Origin of the sequence: Micromonospora sp. NPDC005172 (genome assembly GCF_040608555.1) — a bacterium.
Lineage (GTDB): Bacteria > Actinomycetota > Actinomycetes > Mycobacteriales > Micromonosporaceae > Micromonospora.
In genome coordinates this window covers 51915-73971 of record NZ_JBEXIL010000009.1, presented here as the reverse complement: position 1 = coordinate 73971, position 22057 = coordinate 51915, and the positions used below count along the sequence as shown (strand labels likewise).

The window sequence follows — 22057 nt, the reverse complement described above, 5'->3', positions numbered from 1 at the left end:
CCAAGGAGGAGCCTTGAGAGGATCAGTATTTCGTCGCTGCGCTTGCCGCGATCCGGAGACTGGCAAGCAGTACGGGCAATCCTGCCCGAAGCTCAATCAGCGCCGTCACGGCACCTGGGGCGTTCGTCAGGAGCTTCCGCCGAATGCTGGGGGCGAGCGTCGCACCTTCCGTCGGTCCCGCTACACAGCGGCCACGGAAGCTCAGGGGGACCTGGATGCGGTCCGCGCGCTGCTGGCGTTGCCCGAGATCGATGACGAAGACGGCCGGCAACGCATGGGCGACTTGTTGGAGCGCGTGGCGGCCAACCGGGAACCGCTGCCAGACTTGGAAGAGACTCGGCGGAAGTTCCGTAGCGGCCAGTCTTTGACCGCGCGCATCACAGTCGGGGAATTCCTCGACACCTGGCTTGCTGGCCGCAAGATTCGCGCCAGCACGATCAACCGCTATGGGCGGGACATCCGCCTTCATCTCAAGCCGCGTATCGGCGAAGTTCGCCTAGACCGGCTTCGCGTTTCGCACCTATCGGAGATGTTCAACGCGATTGGTGAACGCAACATCGAGATTGAGGAAGCAAACGCGCTCCGACGTGCCGCTATCGAAGAACTCAAGACGCTTCGAGGTCGTGAGCGTCGCCGTGCGGCGCGTGCCGCCGTCGCTGGAATGCCGCCCTTCCGCCGCCCGGTTGGCCCGACGACCCGGCGGCACATCAGAGCGACGCTCCGCGCTGCACTGAACGATGCGATTACGCAAGAGCTGATCACCTTCAACCCGGCCGCCCACGTCGAACTCGACCCGGTGAACCGACCCAAGGGACTCGTGTGGACTGACGAACGAGTCGCGCGATGGCGGGCTACCGGCGAAAGGCCGTCGCCAGTCATGGTGTGGACGACTGAGCAGACGATCGCCTTCCTTGACGGCATCGCGGAGGACGAGCTGTACGCACTGTTCCACCTCGTCGCACTTCGTGGCCTGCGGCGTGGTGAGGCGTGCGGGCTGCGGCCCGAAGACCTGGACCTCAAGGGTCAGACGTTGACCGTCGCGACGCAGCTTGTAGACATCAACGGCGAGATCGAAGAAAACGCGCCGAAGAGTGACGCTGGTAACCGCATGGTGGCGCTCGACGTTGGCACCGTGAGGGTGGTGAAGCGCCACAACAAGCGGCAGCGACAGGCGCGTGAAGACGCCGGGACGGCGTGGGTGGAAAGTGGCCGTCTCTTCACGCGGGCCAATGGCGAGTGGGTAGAGCCGACGTGGCTGTCTGACTACTTCGACCGGCTCGTTAAGCGCTTGGGCCTTCCGCCGATCCGCCTGCACGACCTTCGCCACGGCGCGGCCACGATGGCGCTCAAGGCCGGAACCAAGCTGAAGGTGGTACAGGAAATGCTTGGGCACTCCTCGTGCGCACTCACTGCGGACACGTATACGGCTGTCCTGCCCGAACTGGCCTTGGAAGCCGCCGAAGCGACCGCCCGCCTGATCTCTGGTCGGGGCACCAAGCACACCCCCGGGCTCACCCCGGGCTCACAGGTGGACAAGGCATCGAAGGCTGCCAGTAAGAAAGATCGCAAGAAGAGCAAGAAGCAGCAGGTCAAGCCTGCTGCGTGAGAGTGCGCCCGGCAGGATTCGAACCTGCGGCCTTGGGATTAGAAGTCCCCTGCTCTATCCGCTGAGCTACGGGCGCGCGGCGTGGAAGTCGCGCCAGAAGGGTACCGCCGACCCACGGCGCGTCGGGTCGATGGGTGCCGCGTCCACGTTGGCGAGCAGAGTCTCACGAGGCGGCTCCGGTCGGCATTCGGGTTCCCGCGAGGAGGCCGGCCGTCGGCCCGTACCCTCGGCTGGTGTTGCTGGACCCCGACGCCGAGAGCAGCGTCGCCTACGAGCTGTGCCAGGTCGTCGGTCGGGCGATCCTGCCCTACCGGACGGCCGACGCCCACGGCACCGCCTTCTTCTTCCAGGGTGGCGACGACCCGGTGGGGGAGGCGTTGCTGACGGCGGCCGACCTCGTCGGCGCGGCGGGCGGTGAGCTGGGCCTGCGGGCGAGCGTCACCGAGCCGGCCGGTGTCGCGCCGGACGCCGTCGCGGCGGCCGAGATCGTGCCCGGTTGGGCCCGCTTTCCGGACGACGGGGTCGCGGTGCTGCCGACCGCCGGCCTGCACCGCTACGCCGGCGACGGTGGCTGGCGGTGGCGCGTGCAGCCGGTACCGGCGGGGATCGCCGCCGGGCCCGAGGCCGTCGCCGACCTCGGCGCCGACGGCAGTTCCGCTTTCGTGCTGGCCCACGGAGTACGCGACGACGGCTCCCGCCCCCTGGAGGTGGCGATCGAGCGCGTCGTCCGCGACGGGGACGACGTGCGGATCACCACGGAACTACCGCCGGGGTACGTCGGCGCGCCCGTCTTCGTCGTCCAGGCTGACGCGGCCGGCGACGTGTCGCTGTACTGCCTCGGCCTGGTGCTGCCCGGCGTCGACGGGCACCCGGTGGCGACCTTCGACCGGATCGGCGCCGTCCTGTCGGCCGCGCACGGCGACGCCTGAACCCGGCTCGACCGCTCAGCCGCTGACCGCCGCCGCTACCACGCTGCCGGTCGACCGATGGTGACGGATCAGTCGCATCAGCGCGCCGTCGCTTTCGGGGCTGATCAGTCCCGACGCCGTCGCCCCGGAGCGTCCCGCTCGTCTGGGGCGGCTGATCAGTCGCCGACCGCTGTTGCCTCGGCGGCGTCGGTCGACGGGCGGCGGCTCTGCGGCAGCGTGGGCGCGTCGGTGTCGGCATCGTCGTCGGCCGGAGCGGTGGGGCCGGCGGCCAGGAACGCCTCGGCCCAGCGGCCGACCTCGTCCAGGACCTTCGCGCGTACGGTCGGTCCGGAGAGCGTGAGGTCGTGCAACCCGCCGTCGAAGCGGGCCAGCGTGACGTGCTGGCCGAGGCGGGGCGCGTACCGGACCATGTGCTCGACGTCCAGCACCGCGTCGGCAAGGGTGGCGTTGTCGTGCCACTTCGTGCCCCGGAAGGAACGGGTCGAGCAGGCCAGCAGCACCGGCACCGGGATGTCCAGGCCGGCGCGCAGCCGACGCTGACCGGTGCGGATCGCATTCAGCCAGCCGGCCCGCACCGGGAACCCGGCCAACGGCTTCCACGCCAGGTCATAGGCCCACTCGCCGCGGTGGTCGGCGTGCAGGCTCTCGCCGTACACCGTGCCCAGGCTGAAGGGCAGGACGCGGTGCGGCGCCCTGCGGCCCAGCCGCGCGACGGCGGCCGCGAGGGGTCGACGGACCGCCCAGGGGGCGTTCAGGTCGAAGAAGGGGCTGTTGAGGACCAGTCCGTCGACGATGCCGGCGTCGCGGCGGGCGTCCGCCCAGAGCGAGATGATCAGGCCGCCGGTGGAGTGGCCCATCACCAGCAGGGTGTCGTGCCCGTCCTCGGTGCGGATGATCTCGGCGGCGGCGTCCAGCTCGGGGAAGTAGTCGCTGAGGTCGCGGCAGAAGTTCGGCGTCTGGTGCCCGAGCAGGCTGCGACCGTACTTGCGCAGGTCGAGCGCGTAGAAGTCCCAACCGCGCTCGGCGAAGAAGTCGGCCAGGTGGGTCTGGAAGAAGTAGTCGACGAAGCCGTGCACGTAGAGCACCGCCCGCCCGGTGGGGCGCTCGGCCCGCCGCCGGACCAGTGTCGCGACAACGGGGCCTTCGTCGTCGGTGCCCAGGTCGATCGTCTGCCGCTCGTACGGCAACCCCAACACGTCCGGTTCCACAACGACGACGCTACGCCCGCACCACTACCGAGCGGTAGCCCCGCCCCCCGCCCCCGCCCCCGCGCCCCCGCGCTCCCGCGCCCGCCCCCGCGATCTTGCACTTTCTGTTGCGACATAAGCCTTGGGAATACTCATATCGGCATCCGAAAGTGCAAGATCGCGGGTCGGTCGTGGGTGGGTCAGGCCGTTTCCGCGTCGACGCGGGCCGGGTCCTGGTCGATCGGGTCGGGCTCGCCCTGCGGCTGCGGGATGTCCCGCAGGTGCTTGTTGTTGCGTGGCTCCTGCTTGGTCTTGGCGTCGTTGAGCTTCCGACGCAGGTCGTCGCGAACGTCGTTGAGGGCGGCGTGCAGGTCCTCCTCGGTGGAGGTGGTGACGATCTTCTGCCGGCCGGCGATCCAGCACTCCAGGGTGACCTTCTGACCCCGGGCCTCCCGGTCCTTCACCGACACCTCCAGCTCGGTGGCGTCGGCGTGGAAACCGGCCAGCCGGGCGTCGAGGGTGGCGAACTGCTCGGCGATCCAGTTGCGGTCGCCCTGGGAGAAGCCCGCGCCCACCCGCAGGCACTCGCCCACGGTTGCCGGGTTCGCCACGGCGCTCATCGCCGCACCTCGGAAGTGGTCGCGGAGCCGAAAGTAGTGATCATCATGGTGCTGACCTCTCGTCGACGTGGAGCTTGTCGGTGGTGCGTTGATCAAATCCATACCCAGTTCGGGCGGTTCCGGAACCGCCATCGGCCGCTCGGGTGGGTCGGCCGTACCACAACAGGGGCTTGATCAGGGCGTTGTCCACAGGTGGCCCGTTGTCCACAGGTTCGGGTGGCGGCGCTGGCGGTGGCCGTCGACATCGCACAGGCTCGATGCCGAGTCGACTCGCGCTGGCAGACCCCGATCCCCTGGAGGGACGATGTTCGACACGTACGTCACGATCGTCGGCAACATTCTGACGGCGCCCGAGTGGCGGCGGACGAAGGAGAGCAACACCCTGGTGGCCAACTTCAAGGTCGCCTCCACCGCCCGCCGACTCGACCGCGACAGCGGCCGGTGGGTCGACGGCAACTCGCTGCGCGTCCGCGTCAACTGCTGGCGCAAGCTCGCCGAGGGCGTCGCCGCGTCGGTGATGGTCGGCGACCCGGTGGTGGTCTGCGGGCGTCTCTACACCCGCGACTGGACCGACGAGGCCGGCAACCACCGCACCCTCTACGAGCTGGAGGCGGTCGCCGTCGGCCACGACCTGTCCCGAGGGCGGGCCCGTTTCCTTCGCAACCGACCCACCATGAGCACCAGCGCCGTCGAGGACGCGGCCACCGAGGGTCGCGTGCACGGCGAGCCCACCGAGCCGGTACCCGCCGAGGAGGCGCCGGCGCTGCCCGACGACGGGCCGCTCGACGACGACTTCGAACTGCCCGAGTACGCCTCGCCGCGCACCAGTCCCCTCGGCCACGGCCCGCTCGACGAGGTCTCCCTCGGTGACATCGGTGGCGTTCCCGCGGCCCTGGACGACGACGAGCTGACCCGTGCGGCGGCGGACGACGTCGACCCGGAGGACGACCCCGACGACGAGTTGGGACCGGTTCCCGACGAGGGTCGGCCGGATGGTCCGCCGTCCGGTCGGGGCCGGCGGGGCCGAGGTCGGGTTCCGCAGCCGGCGTGACCGTCCGGTCCCGGGGCGACAGCAGCACCGCTGCCTGAGGTCGGTGCCGGCGACGTTCGCACCGACGGCACGATGGGGGCGGGGTGGCGGCGTGGTCGGCGTCGTCACCCCGCGTGAGCGGAACGGCCAGAGGAGGTTCCGATGGAGTACGGCAGGCGCGGCTGGCTCATGCGGCGCTCGTCTAGGCTGGCCGGCCGGGGGGTGGTACGCGTGCGGCAGACAGCGCCGGTGGCGAACGCGGTGGGCCTGGTGGCCGGTTACGCGCTGGACAGGCTGCTCGGCGACCCCCGACGGTGGCACCCGGTAGCCGGTTTCGGCCAGGTGGCCGGCGCTCTGGAGCGTCGCCTGCACCGGCCGGACCGGACAGCCGGCGCGGTGTTCACGGCGCTGGCGGTCGGCGGGCCCGTGGCGCTCGGGGCGGTCGCCGCGGTGGCCACCCGGCACCGGCCGGTGAGCCGCGCGGTCCTCGTCGCCGTCGGCACCTGGACCGTGCTGGGCGGTCGTACGCTGCGGCGCGAGGCCGCGATCATGGGTCGTACGCTCCGCGACGGCGACCTGCCCGCCGCCCGGGAACGCCTCGGCAACCTCTGCGGGCGGGACCCGTCGACCCTGGACGAGTCGGAGTTGGCCCGCGCCACCGTCGAATCGGTCGCGGAGAACACCTCCGACGCGGTGGTCGCCCCGCTGCTCTGGGGTGCGGTCGCCGGCCTGCCCGGGCTGCTGGGCTACCGCGCCGCCAACACCCTCGACGCGATGGTCGGGCACCGATCGGAGCGCTACGCGCGGTTCGGCACCCCGGCCGCTCGGCTGGACGACCTGCTCAACCTCGTGCCGTCCCGGCTGACCGGGCTCCTCACCATCGCCGTCGCACCGGTTGCCAACGGCGACCGGGACCGGGCCTGGCGGGTGTGGCGGCGGGACCGCAACGACCACCCCAGCCCCAACGCCGGCCAGTGCGAAGCGGCGATGGCCGGGGCGCTCGGCGTCCGCCTCGGTGGCCGCAACATGTACTTCGGGCGCTCCGAGGTCCGCCCGTTCCTGGGCGACGGCCCCCGTCCCGAGGCGCGACACCTCAAGCGGGCCGCGCGCATCTCCGGCGCTGTCGGCCTGGCCGCCCTCGGAGTGGCCGCTGCCTACCCGGTGACCGTCGGCCGCCTGACCGACGCAGTGGCGCGCCGCAGCTTGCGAGCCGTGACGGGACGGCGCACCGGTCGTCCAGCGACCCGGGAGGCGTTTCGACGTGGCTGGTCGGCGGGCGGCCTGCTGCCCGTCGGGCCGGAGCATGGCCGGGTCGGGGGCGTCGTGGGGCGGGGGAGCGGGCGATGAGCGGTGGGCTGTTGGTCGCCGGCACCACCTCGGACGCCGGCAAGAGCGTGCTCACCGCCGGCATCTGCCGCTGGCTGCACCGGCGTGGCGTGAAGGTGGCGCCGTTCAAGGCGCAGAACATGTCGAACAACTCGGCCGTCGTCGTCGGGCCGGACGGGCGTGGTGGGGAGATCGGCCGCGCCCAGGCCATGCAGGCCGCCGCGTGCGGGCTCGCACCGGACCTGCGCTTCAACCCGGTGCTGCTCAAACCGGGCAGTGACCTCGCCAGCCAGGTCGTCCTCCTCGGCGAGGCGGTCGATACGATCACCGCCGGCACCTTCCGGCAGTTGCGGCCCCGGCTCGCCGAGACCGCGTACGCGGCGTTGGCCGAGCTGCGCGCCGCGTACGACGTGGTGATCTGTGAGGGCGCGGGCAGCCCGGCGGAGATCAACCTGCGGGCCGGGGACTACGTCAACATGGGGCTCGCCCGGCACGCCAACCTGCCCGCCATCGTGGTCGGCGACATCGATCGGGGTGGCGTCTTCGCGTCGATGTTCGGCACGGTGGCCCTGCTCGATCCGGCCGACCAGGCGCTCGTCGCGGGCTTCGTGATCAACAAGTTCCGGGGGGACCTCGGTCTGCTCCAGCCCGGGCTGGAGATGCTGCGGCACGTGACCGGCCGGCCCACGTACGGGGTGCTGCCCTGGTCGCTCGACCTGTGGCTGGACGCGGAGGACTCGCTCGCCTACGGGCGGGTGCTCGGTCGGCCCGCCGCCCCGCACGGCACCGAGTGGCTGGACGTGGCCGTCGTCCGACTGCCCCGCATCAGCAACGCCACCGACGTGGAGGCGCTCGCCACCGAGCCGGGTGTCCGCGTACGCCTCACCGTCGAGCCTGCCGAACTGGCCTCTGCCGATTTGATCGTCCTGCCCGGCTCGAAGTCGACGGTCGCGGACCTCGCCTGGCTCCGCGAGACGGGCCTCGCCGACGCGGTCGCCGCCCACGCGGCAGCCGGTAAGCCGTTGCTCGGCCTCTGCGGCGGCTTCCAGATGCTCGGCCGGGCCATCCACGACACGGTCGAGAGCCGGCGGGGCAGTGTGCCCGGGCTCGGCCTGCTGCCCATCGAGATCACCTTCGATCCCCGCAAGACCGTCCGGCAGTCGGTGGGCGCCGGCCCCGGCGACGTGACGGTCCGCGGCTACGAGATCCACCACGGGTACGTCTCGCAGGCCGACCCGGCACTGACCCCGCTGCTGACCGGGGCCGACGGCGCGGGCGAGGGGGCGGTGCTCGGCGCGGTGCACGGCACGCACTGGCACGGGGCGTTCGAGTCCGACGGATTCCGCCGCTGGTTCCTCACCGAGGCGGCCCGGCTGGCCGGACGCAGGGGATTCCGGGTCGCGCCGACCACCAGCTTCGCCGCCGCCCGGGAACGCTCGCTCGACCTGCTCGGCGACCTCGTCGAGGAGCACCTCGACACCGACGCCCTCTGGCGTCTCATCGAGACCGGCGCGCCCACGGACCTCCCCTTCATCCCGCCCGGCGCCCCGCCCACCTGAGCGCGCCACCCCCGCAAGGGACCGCCCGAGCGTCCACCCCCGCGACGGGCCGCCCGCCGACAGCGCATGATCGGCCAGGTAGGCGGGCTCCCCGGTGGCTCGTAGAGCGGTCTGGGGTAGCGGGCGGGTCAGAGGCGGATGTCGGCGGGGCGGTCCGTGGTGGGCAGTCCGGCGGCCAGCCACGCGTCGACGCCACCGATCATGTCGGTGGCCCGGCGCAGGCCGAGGGTCTGGAGGCTGGCGGCGGCCAGGCTGGAGCTGTAACCCTGGCGACACACCACGATGATCTCCCGGTCGTACGCGGTGGCCTCCGGAATGCGCCAGGCGCTGGCCGGGTCGAGCCGCCACTCCAGCACCGTGCGGTCGATGACGACCGCCCCGGGAAGATCACCCTGTTCGCGGCGCTGTGTGTCGGTACGGGTGTCGACAAGCAGAGCGCCACCGCGGACCGCCTCGACGGTCTGCTGTGGAGTAAGTCGGTGCAGCCCGGCGCGGGCCTGTTCGAGCAGGGCGTCGATGCCGGGGCTCATCACGTCTCGGAGCACCACCCGATCATGCCGACTCGGCCACCGGCCCGCGCGCCGAACGGTCCGCCCGTCACCCGTCGCCACGCCAATTCCCCCGGACGTGAGAGTGGCCGCCCGAGCCGGCTCAGCCGGACGTGTCACAGCCGTCGGAGCCAGCATGATCGACTCGGTTTCCGTGATGTCGGGCCGTCCTGGCCGGCGGGACACCCCGACATCCGTGAACCCGAGTCGATCACCCCGTCCGGCGGGCTCGGACCGGGGGGGCATACTGCGGTCGTGCGTGGAGTCGTCGGCAGGGAACCGCTCGACCGCGGCGGTCCGCGGCGGCGCGACCCGGGTCCGCACCAGGGCGAGGGCGGCCACGTCGGCGGGCCGACGGGGCGTGCCGTCGGGCAGGTGGCACGGGTGGTGGTCGTCGAGGCGTACGCCGAGGTGGCGCGGCGGGTGCTCGCGGGCCCGGCGCGGTTGGGGCGGACCCGGCTGGTCGCCGTCGACGGGCCGAGCGGCGCGGGCAAGAGCCGGTTCGCCGCGCACCTCGCGGATGCCCTGGCGGCGCTGCCCGGCGGGCGACCACCGGTGGTGCACACCGACGACCTGCTCGACGGCTGGGACGACCAGTTGACCTTCTGGCCCCGGTTCGACGACGAGGTGCTGGTCCCGCTGCGGCGGGGGGAGCCGGGCGCGTACCGGCGGTACAGCTGGGTGCGGCGGTCCTTCCTGCCGCGCCCGATGGCGGTGCCGGTGACGCCGGTGCTGATCGTGGAGGGGGTCAGCGCCGCCCGTGCGGTGATCCGGCCGGAGCTGACGCTCGCCGTCTTCGTGACCGCGCCGGCGCCGCTGCGGCTCGCCCGTGCCATCGAGCGGGACGGGCCGGAAGTCCTGCCCGAGCTGCGCCGCTGGCATGCGGGGGAGCGCGCGCACTTCGCCGCCGACGACACCGCAGCCCACGCCGACCTGGTGGCCGACGGCGCGCCGGCGCTGCCGCTCGACACGTCCCGCTACCTGGTGCGGGTCGGCGGGGTGGGCACGGGCTCCGCCGGCACGCCGGGGTAAGGCCGGCATACGATGCCGGTCATGACCTCACCGATCATGTCCGAGTCCGAGGTACGGGCCGCCGTCGAGCGGGAGATGCCCGGGGTACGGGCCGACCTGGAACGCCTCGTCCGCATCCCCGGCATCGCCTTCGACGGCTTCGACCACTCGCACGTCGAGCGTTCCGCCGAGGCGGTCGCCGAGCTGCTGCGCGGTTGCGGCCTGGACGTCGACATCGTGCGTTCCGGCGGCCAGCCCGCCGTGATCGGCCGTCGCGCGGCCCCGCCCGGCGCGCCAACCGTGCTGCTCTACGCCCACCACGACGTGCAGCCGATCGGTGACCGGTCGCTGTGGGAGTCCGACCCGTTCGAGCCGGTGGAGCGCGACGGCCGCCTGTACGGCCGGGGTGCGGCCGACGACAAGGCCGGCATCATGGCGCACGTGGCGGCCCTGCGGGCGTACGGGGACGCGCTGCCGGTCGGTGTGGTGCTGTTCATCGAGGGCGAGGAGGAGTTCGGCTCCGACTCGTTGGAGCGGCTGCTCGACGAGCACCGCGACGAGATCGCCTCGGACGTCATCGTGATCGCCGACTCGGGCAACTGGGACATCGGTGTACCGGCGCTGACCACCTCGCTGCGCGGCATCGTCAACTGCTTCGTCGAGGTGCGCACGCTGGACCACGCCGTGCACAGCGGCATGTTCGGCGGTGCCGTGCCGGACGCGCTGACCGCGCTGGTCCGGCTGCTGGCGACCCTGCACGACGACGCCGGCGACGTGGCGGTGGACGGGCTGGTCGGCCGGGTGGGCGCCGCCGTCGACTACCCGGAGGACCGGGTACGCGTCGAGGCCGGGCTGGCCGAGGGTGTGCAGTTCATCGGCACCGGCCGGCTCACCGACCGGCTCTGGACCAAGCCGGCGCTGGCCGTGCTCGGCATCGACGCGCCGGCCACCGGTGAGGCCCCGAACGCCCTGGTGCCGGCCGCGAAGGCGAAGCTCAGCGTCCGTCTCGCACCGGGCGACGACCCCAAGCGGGCGTACGCGGCGGTGCGCGCCCACCTGGAGAAGCACGCGCCGTGGGGCGCTCAGGTGACGGTCACCTTCGAGCACGACGGCGACCCGTGCGTGATCGACGCGTCCGGGCCGATGTTCGACGCCGCCCGCTCGGCGTTCCGCACCGCCTGGGACGGCACCGACCCGGTGGACATCGGCGTCGGCGGCTCGATCCCGTTCATCGCCACGTTCCAGGAGATGTTCCCGCAGGCGGCGATCCTGGTGACCGGCGTGGAGGACCCGCACGCCCGCGCGCACGGTCCGAACGAGAGCCTGCACCTCGGCGAGTTCGCCAAGGTCTGCCTCGCCGAGGCGCTGCTGCTGGGCAAGGTGGCCGCAGCGGCTGAGTGATAACGGCAAGTTTGCGTCTGATCTGCGCGTTTACGGCGTGTCGCGGATGGGATTGCTATAGGCTTTCGAACATGAGTACGAACGAGGTGATGGCCCGCCTGGGGGCCGCCGTCAGCGCACTGGGGGACGTCGACGTCTCCGCGTGGTCCGAGGACACGCTCAATGAGCAGCTCGGTGAGCTTTCCGCCGCCCTGGTCGCCCTCGACTCGGTGCTCTCCCGGGTGGCCGGCGAGGTCCGCGCCCGAGGGTTGCGCATCGAGGAGCCCGTCTCCGCCTGATTCCTGCCGTCCGTCAGTGCCTGTTCCACAGGGGCAGCCCGCCTCCGTGGACCAGGGCCCGGCGGGCTGCGGCACCGCGCCGACACCGCCCGGGCACGGCAATGCCCGGGCGGTGTCGGAGGTGACTGGCAGGATGGGCGTCGTGCGGTTCATCGACCTGGCGGCCACCTCCGCCGCCGTGGGCGCCACCAGTGGCCGGCGGGCCAAGGTGCAGCTGCTCGCCGACGCGCTGCGCCGGCTCGACCCGCCCGAGGTGGAGCCCGGCGCCGGCTATCTCGCCGGTGAGCTGCGGCAACGCCAGACCGGCGTGGGCTACGCGAGCCTGCGTGACCTGCCACCGCCGGCCGCCGAGCCGACGCTGACCGTGGCCGCCGTCGACGCGGCCATCGAGCAGATCGCCGCCGTGCAGGGCACCGGTTCGCAGGCTCGCCGCCGGGCTCTGCTCGGCGCCCTCTACGCGGCGGCCACCACCGACGAGCAACGGCTGCTCACCGGCCTGTTCGGCGGCGAGCTGCGCCAGGGTGCCCAGGCCGGGCTGCTCGCCGACGCCGTGGCGCGGGCCGCCGAGGTGCCGGTCGCCACCGTCCGTCGGGCTCTGCTGCTCGCCGGTGACCTGCGCGCCGTGGCGGTGGCCGCGCTGGCCGGGGGCGAGGCCGAGCTGGCCGGGTTCGGCCTGCGGGTCGGCCGGCCGTTGGCGCCGATGCTCGCGCAGAGCGCCCCCTCGGTCGACGAGGCGCTGGCCGCGACCGGCACGCCCGCCGTGGTCGACGTCAAGCTCGACGGCATCCGCATCCAGGTGCACCGCTCCGGCGCCGACATCGCCGTGTTCACCCGCAGCCTCGACGAGATCACCAGCCGGGTGCCCGAGGTCGTCGCGGCGGTTCGCGCCCTGCCTGGCCGGGAGTTGGTGCTCGACGGCGAGGCGATCGGCCTGGACGAGACGGGCCGCCCGCTGCCGTTCCAGCAGACCTCCAGTCGGGCCGCCCGGCGCACCACGCCGAGCACCACCGGCCGTACGCCGGTCGCCCCGGCGGTGCTCGCGGCTGCCGCCACCACCGGCACGACAGTGCTCACGCCGTACTTCTTCGACCTGCTGCACCTCGACGGTGAGGATCTGATCGACCTGCCCGGCCGCGAGCGGTGGGCAGCTCTGGCCGGCGCGGTGGACGCCTCGCTGCTGGTCGGGCGCATGGAGGTCGACGGTCCGGAGCAGGCCGCTGCGGCATTCGCCGCCGCCCTCGACGCGGGGCAGGAGGGTGTGGTGGTCAAGGCGCCGGACGCACCCTACGACGCCGGCCGTCGAGGCGCGGCCTGGGTCAAGGTCAAACCGCGCCACACCCTCGACCTGGTGGTGCTCGCCGTCGAGTGGGGCAGCGGCCGGCGCAAGGGCTGGCTCTCCAACCTGCACCTCGGTGCCCGTGATCCGCGCACCGGCGACTTCGTCATGCTCGGCAAGACGTTCAAGGGGCTCACCGACGAGCTGCTGCGCTGGCAGACCGACCGCTTCCTCGGCCTCGCCGTCGAGCGTGGTGACTGGGTGGTCCGGGTCCGCCCCGAGCAGGTCGTGGAGATCGCGTTCGACGGCGTGCAGACGAGCACCCGCTACCCGGGTGGGATGGCGCTGCGGTTCGCCCGGGTGGTGCGCTACCGGGAGGACAAGTCCGCCGCCGAAGCGGACACCATCGACGCTGTCCGCGCGATCCACGCCGGACGGCCCACCGGCTGACGCCGGGGCGCAGGCCGGACGGTTCAGGCGGACGTGCTCGGCGTGGGGTCGGCCGCCCGGTCCAGCGGGGCGGTCGTGCCATCCAGGCCTGCGGCCCGGCGTGCCTCACGGCGGGCCACCCAGCCGTAGCCGAAGATCGCCATCGCGGCGAAGAGCCACCACTGCACCACGTAGCCGAAGTTCTGCCAGTTGTTGGTGTGCCCCACCGGAACGGCCTTGAAGACCGGGTCGGCGGCCGGGGTCTGCTCGTCCAGCAGCAGATAGCCGCCGTAGACCGGGTAGGGCAGCTCGCGGGCCAGACGCGGTACGGCGATCCGCCGCGTCTCCAGCCGCCCGTCGCGGCGGTCCACCGCGCCGGCGCCGCTCTCGGTCTCGTGCACCCGGCCGTTGACCGTGACGTCGCCACCCGGCGGGGTGGGCACCGACGGCTGGGCGGTCGCGCCCCCCGGAGCGGGCGGAATCCAGCCGCGGTCCACCAGCAGCGCGGTGCCGTCGGCGAGCACGAGGGGGGTGAGCACCTCGAAGCCGACCCGGCTGTCGACCGTCCGGCCACGGACCAGGACGGTGTTCGACGTGTCGTACCGGCCGGTGGCGGTGATCCGGGTCCAGACCCGGTCCTTCGCAGGGGCCGGACCGGCGGTGCCGGGGCCGCCGGTCGGCGGGCGGAACGCCTCGGCCAGGGGCGCCGCAGGCATCCGCTCGCCCGCGTCGATCCGCTCGTTGATCTCGGTACGACCTCGGTAGCGGTCCAGCTGCCAGTTGCCGAGCCACACCATCACGGCGGCGGCGACCAGGGTCAGCGCGAGGGCGCCCAACCAGCGTGGGCTCAGCAGGAACCGGTACACGGGACCGAGGCTACCCGTATGACCGGGACCACTCACCGCGACCGGGCCGGGACGGTCCGCCGACCCCCGGTTGGCGGTGCTCGCCCGTCGGATCGGACGGGTATCGTCACGCCGACGGATCGACCCCCTCGGTTGTCCGTCGTGTACCCGCCACCGCCCGCGAGGAGTCGATGATGACCGTCGTGCCGCGCCTGGTGCTCAGCGCGCCGTCCTCCGGGCACGGGAAGAACGCGCTGGCGATCGGGCTGCTCGCCGCCCTGGCCGAGCGAGGTGTCGACGTCGCCGGGTTCAAGCTCGGCCCGGACCACGTCGACGCCGCGTACCTCGGTCTCGCCGCCGGTCGGCCCGGCCGGGTGATCGACCCCCGGCTGGTCGGCGTCGACCGGCTCGCCCCGCTGGTCGCGCACGGCGCCGCCGGCGCCGGGCTCGCCGTCGTGCAGGGCAGCATGGGCCTGTACGACTCGGTCGGTGGCCGTCCCGAGCAGGAGTCAACGGCCGCCGCGGCCGCCGCGCTGCGCAGTCCGGTGGTGCTGGTGGTCGACGTGGCCGCGATGGGCCAGTCGGTCGCCGCCCTGGTGCACGGTTTCCGCTCGTACGACGAGCAGTTGTGGCTGGGCGGGGTGATCCTCAACCGGGTGGCGTCGTCGCGGCACGAGGGGATGCTGCGCGAGGCGCTGGACGACGTGGGCGTGCCCGTCTACGGCGCGCTGCGCCGCCAGGACCTGCCGGCGGTGCTGCCGTCCCGCCGGCACGGGGTGGCGCCGGTGGTCGACTCCTCGGCCGACGCGGTCCGTGCCGTGCGCCGCCTCGGCGAGGCCGTCGCCGCCACTGTCGACCTGGAACGCCTGCTCGGGCTGGCCCGTTCCGCTCCGCCCCTGCCGGCGGCGGCCTGGTCGCCACGGGACGTGCTCGGCGAGCTGGTCGTGCCGGCTCAGCGTCCGCTGGTCGCGGTGGCGGGCGGGCCGGGTGGCAGCTTCAGCCACCCGGAGACCGCGGAGTTGCTGTCGGCGGCCGGCGCCGAGGTGGTCACTGTCGATCCGCTGCGCGACGAGGCGCTGCCCGTCGGCACCCGTGCGCTGGTCGTCGGCGGTGCGCTGCCGGAGACGTACGCCGAGCAGCTGTCGGCCAACCGCCGGCTCTGCATCGCGGTGGCCGAACTGGCCCGCACCGGCCGGCCCGTGGTCGCGGAGGGTGCCGGCCTGCTCTGGCTTGCCCGGGAGCTGGACGGGCTGCCGATGTGCGGTGTGTTGGACGCGGTCGGGGCGAGCCGCGACGGTCTCGTGGTGGGCTACCGGGAGGCGACCGCCCAGACCGACAGCGTGGTCGCCGCGGACGGCACGGTGATCGTCGGGCACAAGGAGCACCGGGCGGTGCTCACCCCGCGCGCCGGTCAGCGGCCGGCGTGGAGCTGGGACGGCGGCACCCCGGAGGGCTTCGTCTGGCGCAACGTGCACGCCTCGCAGCTCGCCCTGCACTGGGCCGGGCATCCGGCGACGGCCGCCCGGGTGGTGGCCGCGGCCGTGAGTGAGCCGGCAGCCGAGGTGGTGTCACCGCCGGTGGTGCCCGCGTGATCGGTCAGGTGGCGGTCCGCCGGTTTCCGGCGTTGACCGTCTCCACTCCGCGTACGGAGGTGCGCCGGCTCACCGCGGCCGACGCGTCGGCGGCCGGTGAGATCTTCGCCGACAAGCTGACCCGGCGCTGGCTGCCGCTGCCCGGCGACTCCGGCCCGATCGACGGGCACGCCTGGTGCACCGACCTGGCCCGGCAGCGACGCGACAGCGGCGAGGGCGACCACTACGCGGTGGTCCGCCGGGAGGACCACGAGGTGGTCGGCTCCCTCTGGACCCGGCGTACCGACTGGGGCGCCCGCCTCACCGAGGTCTCCTACGCGATGGCTCCCCACGCCCGGGGCTTCGGCCTGGCCGCCGAGGCGGTGGACGCGGTGGCCATCGCGCTGATCCTGGAGCACGGCTTCCAGCGGGTCGAGCTGCGTGTCGCGCCCGGCAACCTGGCGTCCCGGCGGGTCGCCGAGAAGGCCGGCTTCACCTACGAGGGGCTGCTCCGCAACGCCGGCTATGTCGGCGGCGGCCGGGTCGACCTCGAAGTGTGGTCGTTCGTGGCGGCGGACCTGCGCTGATCCACGCCGCCGGACGGCCCTGCGCTGCTGTCGCCGTCACCCGACGATGGTGTCCGACGGTGGCGTGAACTGGCGGGTCGGCGTGCCCTTCAGGCCGTCGCGCAGTGTCTGCGCCACCGCCGCGATGGGGATCTGGGACTGCCCGTCGCCGACCGCGTTGAACGGATTGTCCGGGTCGGAGATGAAGCTCGCCGCGGCCAGTTCCGGTGTGTACCCGACGAACCATGCCGACCGGGTGCTGTCGGTGGTGCCCGTCTTGCCGGCGACCGGGCGGCCGACCGTACCCCGGACGCTGTCGGCGGTCGACCAGCCGCCGCAGCCCCCGCGTGCCGGGGTGTCCCCGGTCGGGCAGCGGGCGGCGTCGGTCGCCGCGCGGGCGGCGTCGGCGCTGACCACCTGGCGGCAGCGTGGCTTCGCCACCTCGCGCTGGATGCCGCCGGGGGTGGTGTACGTGGCCGGGGTGCCGTCCCGGTTCATGATCGCCTGCACGGGGATGGCCTCGCAGTAGCGTCCGTCGGCCGCGATGGCCGCGTAGGCGTTCGCCATCTCCAGCGGGGTCGCGTCGGAGACGCCGAGCGTGAACGCGCCCCACTTGTTGGCCTTGCCGGGCGACGCCTGCTCCCGGTCGACGTCGGTGCGCCAGCGCAGGCCGAGCTGTTCGGCGAGCCGGACCGCCCGTTCCGCGCCCACCTTCTCCTCCAGCCACACGAAGTACGTGTTGACGGACTTGCCGAAGCCGGACCACATGGTCTGCTGGCCGGTCATCGCGCCGCTGGCGTTGGAGGGCGCCCAGCCGTCGTAGACGGACGACTTGTAGCGGTACGGGGCGTTGAACGAGGTGGACAGCGTCATCCCGGAGTCCAGGGCGGCCAGCATCGGGAACATCTTGAACGTCGATCCGGCCTGGTAGCCCGGCAGGTCGCCGCCGCCGAGCAGCGGCGCCACCGTGTTCGGATAGTTGGCCTTCACCTTCGGCCCGGCCTCGGGATTGGAGCTGGGTGGGTTGTCGGCCAGGTCCAGGGAGTAGTTCCGGTTCACCGCCATCGCCTTCACGCGCCCGGTGCCCGGCTCGGAGACCACGATCCCGTTGGCGAACGGGCTGCCGGTGCCCTCCTTGGCGCCGACGTTCTTCTCCGCCGCCTCCTGGATCTTGGGGTCGAGGCTGAGCACGATGCGGTAGCCGCCCCGACGCAGCTTGTCCATCCGCTCCAGCCGGTTGGCCCCGAACGCGGGCTGCGAACTCCACCAGTTCTTCAGGTAGTCGCAGGCGAAGCCCCAGCTCCGGTACTTCTCGATGAGCGAGGCGCAGTCGCTCGGCGGGGTGGTGAGCTTCAGCCGGATCGGCTCGGTCTTGGCGGCGGCGGCCGAGTCGGGGGAGAGGTAGCCGAGCTGACTCATCCGGTCCAGCACGTAGTTGCGCCGCCCGGTGGCGTCCTTCTGGTCGGTGTCGGCCGGGTCGTACTCGGAGGGGGACTTGACCAGCCCGGCGAGGGTGGCCGCCTCGACCGGGGTGAGGTCCTTCGGGGTCTTGGAGAAGAAGATCTCGCTGGCGGCGTAGATGCCGTACGCCCGGTGACCGAAGTACGCCGAGTTCAGGTAGCGCTCCATGATGTCTTCCTTGCTCATCTCCTTCTCCAGGTCCAGCGCCATGCGCATCTCCTTGACCTTGCGCAGGCTGGTCTGCTGGGTGGCCTCCTGGACCTCCTTGGGGGTGGTGGCGCTGTCCCGCAGGGCCATCCGGACGTACTGCATGGTCAACGTCGAGGCACCCTGGGAGCCGCCAGAGCGGGCGTTGGACACGAAGGCGCGGGCCACGCCCTTCGGGTCGACGCCGTGGTGCTGGTAGAAGCGGTTGTCCTCGGCGGCGACGATCGCCTGCTGGATGTTCGGCGACATGTCCGACAGCTTCGTGTACTGCCGGTACTCCTCGTAGAACATGGTCAGCACGGTCTTGCCGTCCGGGGCGTACAGGTAGGAGGTCTCGGCGGGCAGGGCTTTGGTCAGCAGCCTGGTCTTCTGCTCCGTGGCGTGGGCGGTCGCCTTCGCGCCGAGCCCGGTGAAGGCGACCAGCGGGTACGCGGCGGCGGCGATCACGATGCCGGCGATGAGCCCGGCGCGGAGAAGAGGGACGAGTCGACCAGCGGCAGCAAGGGGTCGGTTGCTCACGTCGCCAAGTTATGACATTTCCGATTCGTACATGAGAAGAACTCATAAACCCGCGAGGTGGTGACATGGCTTACGCCGACATCGACTGTCCCGCCGGCCACCTTCCCGGCAGGATCGCGGACATGCGTGATCAGCCGTGCGGGGTGCCGTCGTACGCCGGGGCGGAGCCGGACCTGGCACACCACGGCGACGCCGAGGTCGGCACGGGGTTGGTCGACCTCGCCGTCAACGTCCGCCGGGCACCACTGCCGGCCTGGCTGGCCGATCCGATCGCCGCCACGCTCACCGATCTGGCCCGCTATCCGGACCCGACGCGGGCCCGCGCCGCCGTCGCCGCCCGGCACCGGCGTCACCCGGACGAGGTACTGCTCACCGCCGGCGCCGCCGAGGGATTCGTGCTCATCGCCCAGGCGCTGCGCGGCATCCACCGGCCCGTGGTGGTGCACCCGCAGTTCACCGAGCCGGAGGCGGCGTTGCGGGCCGCCGGGCACACGGTCGAGCGGGTGCTGCTCGACCCGGCCGACGGCTTCCGCCTCGACGGGTCCCTGGTGCCCGCCGACGCGGACCTCGTGATGATCGGCAACCCGACGAACCCCACGTCGGTGCTGCACCCCGCCCGGACCATCGCCGCGCTCGCCCGTCCCGGCCGGGTGCTGGTGGTCGACGAGGCGTTCGCCGACACCACCGGCGGCGCGTACACCGGCGAACCCGAGTCGCTCGCCGAACGGCGGGATCTGCCCGGCCTGCTCGTCCTGCGCAGCCTCACCAAGACCTGGGGCCTTGCCGGGCTGCGGATCGGCTACCTTCTCGGTGCTGAGGCCCTGCTGTCCCGCCTGGCCGCCGTCCAACCGCTCTGGGCGGTCTCCACGCCCGCGCTGGCCGCCGCCGCGGCCTGCGCCACCGGAGTCGCGGTCGAGGCCGAACGCGCGATCGCCGCCGAACTCGCCGCCGACCGCGACCACCTGGTCGCCCGCCTCGCCGAACTGCCCGGTGTACGCGTCGCGGGCCGTCCCGCCAGCGCGTTCGTCCTGCTGTGTCTGCCCGACGCGACGCGGGTGCGGCAGGCCCTGCGTGACCGGGGCTGGGCCGTCCGCCGGTGCGACACCTTCCCCGGGCTCGGCCCGGACTGGCTGCGGGTGGCGGTACGCGACCGAAACACCACCGATGCGTTCATCGCGGTGCTACGCGAGATCATGGAGGCATGATGCTGGAGACCACGACGTCCGCGATCCGGCCACCGGACGAGGCGGCGATGGCCGCTGCCCGCGAGCTGCACGGCCGACTGACCAAGCCGGCCGGCTCGCTGGGCCTGCTGGAGGACCTGTCGGTACGCCTCGCCGGGCTGGCCGGGGTCTGCCCGCCGCCGGTGCCCGAGCCCGCCGCCGTGGCGATCTTCGCGGGCGACCACGGTGTGCACGCCCAGCGGGTCACCCCGTGGCCGCAGGAGGTCACCGCGCAGATGATCGGCAACTTCCTGGCCGGCGGCGCGGTCGTCAACGCGTTCGCCCGGCAGGCCGGCGCGTCGGTCACCGTCGTCGACGTCGGGGTGGCCCACCCGCTGCCCGTCCCCGAGCCCGCCGCCCCGAGCGACCCGTCCGCGCCCCGGCTGGTCAACGCCTCCGTGCGCCGGGGCACCCGGGACCTCGCGGTGACCGCCGCGCTCACCCGGGACGAGGCGCTGGCGGCAGTGCGGACCGGCATCCGGATCGCCGACGAGCTGATCGACGCCGGGGCCGGCATCCTGCTCACCGGGGACATGGGCATCGGCAACACCACTCCGGCGGCGGCGCTGATCGCCGCGTTCACCGGCGTCGACCCGCTCGACAGCACCGGCCGGGGCACCGGGGTGGACGATGCGACGTACGCCCACAAGGTGGCCGTGGTGCGGGCCGCGCTCGCCCGGCACACGCCCGACCCGGCCGACCCGCTGGGTGTCCTCGCCGCCGTCGGTGGCCTGGAGCACGCCGCGCTGGCCGGCCTGATCCTCGGTGCCGCCGCCCGTCGTACGCCGGTCCTGCTGGACGGCGTGATCGCCGTGTCCGCCGCGCTCGCCGCCGCCGCGTTCGCGCCGGACGCGGTCGCTGCCATGATCGCCGGGCACCGCTCGGCCGAGCCCGGCGCGACGGTGGCGCTGCGACACCTCGGCCTCGACCCGCTGATCGACCTGGGGTTGCGCCTCGGCGAGGGCACCGGCGCCCTGCTGGCGCTGCCCGTGGTCACCGGCGCCGTCCGGGTGCTGCACGAGGTGGCCACCTTCGACTCCGCAGGCGTGGCCGAGAAGTGACCGCGCCTGGCGAACGGTCCGGTGGTGCAGGGTGAGCGCCAGCCCGTACCCCCTCGGTCTGCGGCTCGACGGACGGCGCGTGGTCGTGGTGGGCGGCGGAGCGGTCGCCACCCGGCGGGTGCCGGCGCTGCTGGACGCCGGCGCGGACGTCCTGCTGGTGGCACCGGAGCTGACCCCGGCGTTGCAGGCCCGGGTCGACGCGGGTCGGCTGCGGTGGGTGGCGCGTCGGTTCCTGCCCGAGGACCTGGACGGGGCGTGGCTGGTCCAGGTGGCGATCGACGACCCGATCGCGGCGGCGTCGGTGAGCGCCGTCGCCGCCGAACGGCGGATCTTCTGCGTCCGGGCCGACGACCGGACCGTTGCCACGGCCTGGACGCCGGCGGTGACCCGGCAGGGCCCGGTCACCGTGGCGGTGCTGGGCGGCGGTGACCCCCGCCGGGCGATGACCGTCCGCGACGCCATCCGCGACCTGCTCGCCGTGCGCGACGCCGGGCCGACCGAGGCGCACCCCGACACCGGGGCGACCGGCGGGCGGGTGGCTCTCGTCGGGGCGGGACCGGGCGACCCGGAGCTGATCACCGTGCGAGGTTGGCGACTGCTCACCGAGGCGGACGTGGTGGTCGCCGACCGGCTGGTACCCGGTCTGCTCCTGGACGAGCTGCGCCCCGACGTCGAGCTGGTGGACGCCTCGAAGATCCCCTACGGCCCGTCCCGGGCACAGGAGGAGATCAACCAGATCCTTGTCGACCGAGCGCTGGCCGGAGCTCGCGTCGTGCGGCTCAAGGGCGGCGACCCGTATGTCTTCGGGCGGGGTGGCGAGGAGTTGCTGGCGTGCGCGGCAGCCGGTGTGCCGGTGACCGTCGTGCCCGGGGTGACCAGCTCGATCGCCGCGCCCGCGGCGGCTGGCATCCCGGTGACGCACCGGGGGGTGGCGCACGAGTTCACCGTGGTTTCGGGGCACGTGGCGCCCGACTCGCCGGCCTCGCTGGTGCGCTGGGACGCCCTGGCGGGCCTGCGTGGCACCCTGGTGATCCTGATGGGGCTCAAGAACCTCGCCGCCATCACGGCCACCCTGATCGCGCACGGTCGACCGCCGCAGACGCCGGCCGCAGTCGTTCAGGAGGGCACCACGGGCGCCCAACGGACGCTGCGGTCCACGCTCGACGCGGTGGCCGCGGAGGTGCTCGCCGCCGACCTGCGCCCGCCCGCCGTAGTCGTGCTGGGTGACGTGGTGGGCGCGCTCGACGGGTGACGACAGCCTGGCTGCCGTGGCGCGGCGCTGCATCGCGGTGCGCTTCGGTGCGGTGCGGTGCGGTGCGGGTGCGCGGCGCTGCGGTGCGCGCTGGGCCGGATTGCGACAATTCCCCTCATCGGTCCGGGGCCCGATGACTGCGTGTCCGCCCT

18 protein-coding genes, 1 tRNA gene and 1 pseudogene are annotated in these 22057 nt (G+C 73.2%); 14 read left to right on the top strand and 6 right to left on the bottom strand.

Annotated features, from left to right (window positions below):
* Positions 1-13 precede the first annotated feature (13 nt).
* Positions 14-1606: a tyrosine-type recombinase/integrase gene (locus tag ABZV06_RS08665; RefSeq protein ID WP_355619807.1), complete on the top strand. Its 1593-nt coding sequence runs from the start codon at positions 14-16 to the stop codon at positions 1604-1606.
* 3 nt (positions 1607-1609) lie between these two features.
* Here the strand turns inward: ABZV06_RS08665 and ABZV06_RS08660 are convergent.
* Positions 1610-1682: transfer RNA gene (locus ABZV06_RS08660), tRNA-Arg, on the bottom strand.
* A 157-nt stretch (positions 1683-1839) separates the two neighbouring features.
* Here ABZV06_RS08660 and ABZV06_RS08655 point away from each other — a divergent pair.
* The gene (locus tag ABZV06_RS08655) at positions 1840-2535 is read left to right on the top strand and encodes a hypothetical protein (protein ID WP_355619804.1); all 696 of its coding nucleotides are present in this window, start codon (positions 1840-1842) and stop codon (positions 2533-2535) included.
* Between the two features lie 155 nt (positions 2536-2690).
* Here the strand turns inward: ABZV06_RS08655 and ABZV06_RS08650 are convergent, their stop codons facing one another.
* Both ABZV06_RS08650 and ABZV06_RS08645 read right to left on the bottom strand, forming a co-directional pair.
* On the bottom strand, positions 2691-3743 hold the full coding sequence (locus ABZV06_RS08650; RefSeq protein ID WP_355241699.1) for an alpha/beta hydrolase: 1053 nt from the start codon (positions 3741-3743) through the stop codon (positions 2691-2693).
* A gap of 179 nt (positions 3744-3922) precedes the next feature.
* A complete protein-coding gene (locus ABZV06_RS08645) occupies positions 3923-4342 on the bottom strand; it encodes an HPF/RaiA family ribosome-associated protein (protein ID WP_355241696.1) in 420 nt (139 codons plus the stop codon).
* A gap of 304 nt (positions 4343-4646) precedes the next feature.
* Here ABZV06_RS08645 and ABZV06_RS08640 point away from each other — a divergent pair, with 304 nt between their 5' ends.
* The 3 genes from ABZV06_RS08640 (at position 4647) to ABZV06_RS08630 (ending at position 8257) form a co-directional block, all read left to right on the top strand.
* Entirely contained in the window at positions 4647-5393 is a 747-nt protein-coding gene (locus tag ABZV06_RS08640; protein WP_355241693.1) for a single-stranded DNA-binding protein, read from the top strand.
* 210 nt (positions 5394-5603) lie between these two features.
* Positions 5604-6719 (top strand): cobalamin biosynthesis protein, encoded by a 1116-nt coding sequence (locus ABZV06_RS08635; RefSeq protein WP_355619947.1) that lies wholly within the window; start codon positions 5604-5606, stop codon positions 6717-6719.
* The gene (locus tag ABZV06_RS08630) at positions 6716-8257 is read left to right on the top strand and encodes a cobyric acid synthase (RefSeq protein WP_355619801.1); all 1542 of its coding nucleotides are present in this window, start codon (positions 6716-6718) and stop codon (positions 8255-8257) included. Before ABZV06_RS08635 ends, ABZV06_RS08630 begins: the two co-directional genes overlap by 4 nt.
* 128 nt (positions 8258-8385) lie before the next feature.
* Here the strand turns inward: ABZV06_RS08630 and ABZV06_RS08625 are convergent, their stop codons facing one another.
* Positions 8386-8787, bottom strand: a complete 402-nt coding sequence (locus ABZV06_RS08625; protein ID WP_355052319.1) for a rhodanese-like domain-containing protein — start codon at positions 8785-8787, stop codon at positions 8386-8388.
* Positions 8788-9180: 393 nt separating this feature from the next.
* Between ABZV06_RS08625 and ABZV06_RS08620 the strand changes: the two are divergent.
* The 4 genes and pseudogenes from ABZV06_RS08620 to ABZV06_RS08605 all read left to right on the top strand — a co-directional run.
* Positions 9181-9881, top strand: a pseudogene (locus ABZV06_RS08620) (hypothetical protein); the annotation flags it as partial.
* Positions 9874-11217: a dipeptidase gene (locus ABZV06_RS08615; RefSeq protein ID WP_355619944.1), complete on the top strand. Its 1344-nt coding sequence runs from the start codon at positions 9874-9876 to the stop codon at positions 11215-11217. The pseudogene ABZV06_RS08620 and the gene ABZV06_RS08615, both read left to right, overlap by 8 nt.
* A gap of 71 nt (positions 11218-11288) precedes the next feature.
* Positions 11289-11495 carry a hypothetical protein gene (locus ABZV06_RS08610; RefSeq protein WP_030333429.1) on the top strand — a complete coding sequence of 69 codons (207 nt, stop codon included), beginning with the start codon at positions 11289-11291 and terminating at the stop codon, positions 11493-11495.
* A gap of 133 nt (positions 11496-11628) precedes the next feature.
* On the top strand, positions 11629-13221 hold the full coding sequence (locus ABZV06_RS08605; RefSeq protein WP_355619941.1) for an ATP-dependent DNA ligase: 1593 nt from the start codon (positions 11629-11631) through the stop codon (positions 13219-13221).
* Positions 13222-13244: 23 nt separating this feature from the next.
* Here ABZV06_RS08605 and ABZV06_RS08600 read toward each other — a convergent pair whose 3' ends face one another.
* Positions 13245-14066 carry an SURF1 family protein gene (locus tag ABZV06_RS08600; RefSeq protein WP_355619798.1) on the bottom strand — a complete coding sequence of 274 codons (822 nt, stop codon included), beginning with the start codon at positions 14064-14066 and terminating at the stop codon, positions 13245-13247.
* A gap of 173 nt (positions 14067-14239) precedes the next feature.
* On the opposite strand from ABZV06_RS08600, the gene ABZV06_RS08595 reads away from it, so the two are divergent.
* Both ABZV06_RS08595 and ABZV06_RS08590 read left to right on the top strand, forming a co-directional pair.
* Positions 14240-15637, top strand: a complete 1398-nt coding sequence (locus ABZV06_RS08595) for a cobyrinate a,c-diamide synthase (RefSeq protein WP_355241684.1) — start codon at positions 14240-14242, stop codon at positions 15635-15637.
* On the top strand, positions 15634-16203 hold the full coding sequence (locus ABZV06_RS08590) for a GNAT family protein (protein WP_355241681.1): 570 nt from the start codon (positions 15634-15636) through the stop codon (positions 16201-16203). The genes ABZV06_RS08595 and ABZV06_RS08590 overlap by 4 nt, the downstream gene beginning before the upstream one ends.
* A gap of 36 nt (positions 16204-16239) precedes the next feature.
* Here the strand turns inward: ABZV06_RS08590 and ABZV06_RS08585 are convergent, their stop codons facing one another.
* Positions 16240-18369, bottom strand: coding sequence for a transglycosylase domain-containing protein (locus ABZV06_RS08585; protein WP_355619795.1), 2130 nt, complete (start codon positions 18367-18369; stop codon positions 16240-16242).
* Between the two features lie 122 nt (positions 18370-18491).
* On the opposite strand from ABZV06_RS08585, the gene cobC reads away from it, so the two are divergent.
* The 3 genes from cobC to cobA are packed head-to-tail and all read left to right on the top strand — an operon-like array spanning position 18492 to position 21905.
* Positions 18492-19574, top strand: a complete 1083-nt coding sequence (gene cobC, locus ABZV06_RS08580) for an Rv2231c family pyridoxal phosphate-dependent protein CobC (protein WP_355619792.1) — start codon at positions 18492-18494, stop codon at positions 19572-19574.
* A complete protein-coding gene (cobT, locus tag ABZV06_RS08575; RefSeq protein WP_355241949.1) occupies positions 19574-20653 on the top strand; it encodes a nicotinate-nucleotide--dimethylbenzimidazole phosphoribosyltransferase in 1080 nt (359 codons plus the stop codon). Before cobC ends, cobT begins: the two co-directional genes overlap by 1 nt.
* A 31-nt stretch (positions 20654-20684) precedes the next feature.
* Positions 20685-21905, top strand: coding sequence for a uroporphyrinogen-III C-methyltransferase (cobA, locus tag ABZV06_RS08570; RefSeq protein WP_355619789.1), 1221 nt, complete (start codon positions 20685-20687; stop codon positions 21903-21905).
* Positions 21906-22057 lie beyond the last annotated feature (152 nt).

Excerpts from the sequence above, each read along its gene's own strand:
- ABZV06_RS08615 (WP_355619944.1), top strand. The coding sequence starts at position 9,874 with ATGTCCGAGTCCGAGGTACGGGCCGCCGTCGAGCGGGAGATGCCCGGG.
- ABZV06_RS08610 (WP_030333429.1), top strand. The coding sequence starts at position 11,289 with ATGAGTACGAACGAGGTGATGGCCCGCCTGGGGGCCGCCGTCAGCGCA.
- cobT (WP_355241949.1), top strand. The coding sequence starts at position 19,574 with ATGCTGGAGACCACGACGTCCGCGATCCGGCCACCGGACGAGGCGGCG.
- ABZV06_RS08640 (WP_355241693.1), top strand. The coding sequence starts at position 4,647 with ATGTTCGACACGTACGTCACGATCGTCGGCAACATTCTGACGGCGCCC.
- ABZV06_RS08645 (WP_355241696.1), bottom strand. The coding sequence starts at position 4,342 with ATGAGCGCCGTGGCGAACCCGGCAACCGTGGGCGAGTGCCTGCGGGTG.
- ABZV06_RS08605 (WP_355619941.1), top strand. The coding sequence starts at position 11,629 with ATGGGCGTCGTGCGGTTCATCGACCTGGCGGCCACCTCCGCCGCCGTG.
- cobC (WP_355619792.1), top strand. The coding sequence starts at position 18,492 with ATGCGTGATCAGCCGTGCGGGGTGCCGTCGTACGCCGGGGCGGAGCCG.
- ABZV06_RS08630 (WP_355619801.1), top strand. The coding sequence starts at position 6,716 with ATGAGCGGTGGGCTGTTGGTCGCCGGCACCACCTCGGACGCCGGCAAG.
- ABZV06_RS08625 (WP_355052319.1), bottom strand. The coding sequence starts at position 8,787 with ATGAGCCCCGGCATCGACGCCCTGCTCGAACAGGCCCGCGCCGGGCTG.
- ABZV06_RS08595 (WP_355241684.1), top strand. The coding sequence starts at position 14,240 with ATGACCGTCGTGCCGCGCCTGGTGCTCAGCGCGCCGTCCTCCGGGCAC.